We start from the raw sequence: 3867 nt of genomic DNA, 5'->3' as shown, positions 1-3867 counted from the left end.
CCGGCGGCGTCGTCGACCACCAGATGTGGGGACAATGCGGGTTCGACGTTGATGGCCATTGTGATCTCCTCCAAATCTTGTCTGGCCCGGGTTGGGCTCCTGGGTATTGACCCCGGCCGCGACGAGAATTCACCGCGGCGGCGCAATTCAACCGCGGGGCACCGACAGATTTTGGCGCCGAGTGTGGGGCCTATGTACGTCAACCGCCGTGGATTCGTCCATAAGCCCCACGCTCGGCGGATCACTACGCCGTGGAGAGAATCTGGTCCCAGCCCGCCACGGACTCTGGGCTACGTGCTGGGGGTCCCACATAGAGGGCCGACGGGCGGACGAGCTTGCCGAGTCGTTTCGGCTCGAGAATGTGGGCGCACCAGCCCGCGGTCCGACCGCAGGTGAACATCGCCGGCATCATATTGGCCGGCACCCGGGCGAAGTCCAGGATCACAGCGGCCCAGAATTCGACGTTGGTCTCGATGGCTCGATCCGGACGGCGCTCCCGTAGTTCCGCCAGCGCGGCCTGCTCCAGCGCGACCGCGACCTCGTGGCGCGGTACCCCCAACCGTTCGCAGGTGGCCCGCAGTACCCGCGCCCGGGGATCCTCCGCGCGGTAGACCCGGTGCCCGAACCCCATCAGCTTTTCGCCGCGGTCCAGGATCCCCTTGACCAGGCCACGTGCGTCGCCGTTGCGCTCGACCTCTTCAAGCATTGGCAGCACCCGAGCGGGCGCCCCACCGTGCAGCGGTCCACTCATCGCACCGATCGCTCCGGACAGCGCTGCCGCCACGTCCGCGCCGGTCGAGGCGATGACCCGCGCGGTGAACGTCGACGCGTTCATGCCATGCTCGGCGGCCGACACCCAATAGGCGTCGATGGCATCGATATGTTTGGGGTCAGGATCGCCCTGCCAGCGAGTCATGAAACGTGCTGTGACCGTTGGGCATTCATCGATTGTTCGCTGCGGGATCGCTGGCTGATAGATGCCGCGTGCGGACTGCGCGACATAGGACAGCGCCATCACCGACGCCCGAGACAGCTGCTCCCGGGCGGTGGCGTCGTCGATGTCCAATAGCGGCTTGTATCCCCAGATGGGCGCCAGCATCGCCAGGCCTGCCTGGACGTCGACACGCACATCGCCGGTGTGGATCGGCAGCGGGAATGGCTCCGCCGGGGGCAGGCCGCTACCGAATTTGCCGTCGACCAGCAACGCCCACACGTCACCGAACGTGACCCGGTGGTGCACCAGATCCTCGATGTCAACACCGCGGTAGCGCAGCGCGCCACCATCTTTATCCGGCTCGGCGATCTCGGTGGTAAAGGCCACCACGCCGCTCAGGCCAGGGACAAAGTCTTCTGGGACCACAGTCATGGGGAAAATTCTCCCACCTGGCCCGGGCCGATGCTACCGGTCGGTAACACGCCCAGGGTCGCGCTGGCGCGATGGCAGGGCCGGATGACCAGCACCTGTCGAGCAACCTCCGGGTCGACGCTATCGGCTGCTATCACCCCGCGGGTAGCGTTGGCGCGATGGCAGGACCAGATGACCAGCACCCAGTGGTGATCGCAAGCGCGGCGGAGCCGGGCGCAGCGGGTCACCACTCATCGCACCCAGTGGTGATCGCAAGCGCGGCGGAGCCGGGCGCAGCGGGTCACCACTCATCCAACCTGTCGGGGATGCGGGTGGAGTACGGCTCCGTCGAGAAGGACGGCAGCCCCGATCTCGACACGGACTGGCTAGATGACGGTTGGCTTGCGCTGTTCTGCAAGTGGATTGACGACGCGCAGCGCGCCGGAGTTGCCGAGCCCAACGCCATGGTGCTGGCAACCGTCGCAACCGGCAGGCCGGTGAGCCGATCGGTGTTGTGCAAGAGCGCGGATGAGGCAGGAATCACTTTCTTCACCAGCTATGACTCTGATAAGGGCGACGAGCTGGCGGCGACGCCGTATGCTTCGGTGACTTTCCCGTGGTATCAGCTGGGGCGGCAGGTGCATATTCGCGGCCCGGTGAGCAAGGTCGACCCGCAGGTTAGTGAGGACTACTGGTCCAAACGGCCGCGCGGCTCGCAACTGGGGGCATGGGCGTCGCACCAGTCGCGACCGATCGCCTCGCGGACGGCGCTGCTCGATCAGCTGGCAGAGGTGACCGCGCGCTTTGCCGACTTAGAGTGCGTCCCGATGCCGCCGAATTGGGGCGGATACCTCATCGCGCCCGAGGTGGTGGAGTTCTGGCAGGGCCGGGAAAACCGGGTGCACAACCGGATTCGAGTGATCGGCGGGTGTATCGAGCGTCTGCAGCCCTAACCTGGTGAGGATGTGCTACCGGGCGTTGAGAGCCAGCTCACGCCTCGACGGATCGGGGCTAACCTGATGGACCGCCGTGAGATTCTTAGACCCGACCCCGGGCAGGCGCTCGGTTGAGGTAACGACTACCTTCACAGCTATACCAACAGGAATATTAGCCAGAGCGCAAAGGGGTTCTCGTGGCCGACACCGACGACACCGCCACCCTGAAGTACCCGGGAGGCGAGATCGACCTACAGATCGTCCGCGCCACCGAAGGTAATGACGGCATCGCGATCGGCCCGGTGTTGGCCAAGACCGGGTACACCACGTTTGATGTCGGCTACGGCAACACCGCGTCCACCAAGAGCTCCATCACCTACATCGACGGAGACGCCGGTATCCTGCGCTACCGCGGCTACCCGATCGAGCAGCTCGCTGAGAAGTCGACTTTCCTCGAGGTCAGCTACCTGCTGATCTACGGTGACTTGCCGAGCACCGATCAGCTCGCTGAATTCACCCACCGGATCCAGCGCCACACCATGCTGCACGAGGACCTCAAACGGTTCTACGACGGCTTCCCGCGCAACGCGCACCCGATGCCGGTGCTGTCCAGCGTGGTCAACGCATTGAGCGCCTACTATCAGGATGCGCTGGACCCGATGGACAACGGTCAAGTAGAGCTATCGACGATCCGACTCTTGGCCAAGCTGCCCACCATCGCTGCCTATGCCTATAAGAAGTCGGTCGGCCAGCCGTTCCTTTACCCGGACAACGCGTTTTCGCTGGTGGAGAACTTCCTGCGAATGACGTTTGGTTTGCCGGCTGAGCCCTATGAACCTGATCCTGAGGTGGTACGGGCCCTGGACATGCTGTTCATCCTGCATGCCGACCACGAGCAGAACTGTTCGACGTCAACCGTGCGCCTGGTGGGCTCGTCGCGAGCCAACCTGTTCACCTCGATTTCGGGCGGCATCAACGCGCTGTGGGGACCGCTGCACGGCGGCGCCAACCAGGCGGTGCTCGAGATGCTCGAAGGTATCCGCGAGAGTGGCGACGACGTCGGTGAATTCGTCCGAAAAGTCAAGAACCGCCAAGCCGGTGTGAAATTGATGGGCTTTGGTCATCGCGTCTACAAGAACTACGATCCGCGGGCCCGCATCGTCAAGGAACAGGCCGACAAGATCCTGGCCAAGCTTGGTGGCGACGACGATTTGCTGAACATCGCCAAGGGGCTCGAGGAGGCGGCGCTGACCGACGACTATTTCATCGAGCGCAAGCTGTACCCGAACGTCGACTTCTACACCGGCCTGATCTACCGGGCCCTCGGCTTCCCGACCCGGATGTTCACCGTGTTGTTTGCGTTGGGTCGGCTGCCCGGCTGGATTGCGCACTGGCGTGAGATGCACGACGAGGGCGACAGCAAGATCGGCCGTCCGCGCCAGATCTACACCGGCTACACAGAGCGCGACTACACCGCCATTGAAGCGAGATAGCTATGGCGGTCACTGTTGTTGGGTGAACTGCAGGTTTCTCGTGTAGTGGCTGTGTGACACCGTCGCTGGTGCGTAGTAATAGATAACGCTTTTT

General features: G+C 63.8%; 3 protein-coding genes. 2 read left to right on the top strand and 1 reads right to left on the bottom strand.

Annotated features, from left to right (window positions below; translation table 11 throughout):
- Positions 1-244 precede the first annotated feature (244 nt).
- Positions 245-1366 (bottom strand): citrate synthase 2, encoded by a 1122-nt coding sequence (locus tag AC2VOU_RS18920; protein WP_486958743.1) that lies wholly within the window; start codon positions 1364-1366, stop codon positions 245-247.
- Positions 1367-1671: 305 nt separating this feature from the next.
- On the opposite strand from AC2VOU_RS18920, the gene pdxH reads away from it, so the two are divergent.
- Entirely contained in the window at positions 1672-2298 is a 627-nt protein-coding gene (gene pdxH / locus AC2VOU_RS18915) for a pyridoxamine 5'-phosphate oxidase (RefSeq protein ID WP_047314389.1), read from the top strand.
- 179 nt (positions 2299-2477) lie between these two features.
- The gene (locus AC2VOU_RS18910) at positions 2478-3773 is read left to right on the top strand and encodes a citrate synthase (RefSeq protein WP_047314261.1); all 1296 of its coding nucleotides are present in this window, start codon (positions 2478-2480) and stop codon (positions 3771-3773) included.
- The last annotated feature ends 94 nt before the right edge of the window (positions 3774-3867 follow it).

Source organism: Mycobacterium sp. TH-M25 (genome assembly GCF_057473665.1).
Note: the sequence above shows the minus strand (reverse complement) of the source record. Positions and strands in the feature narration are given on the sequence as shown.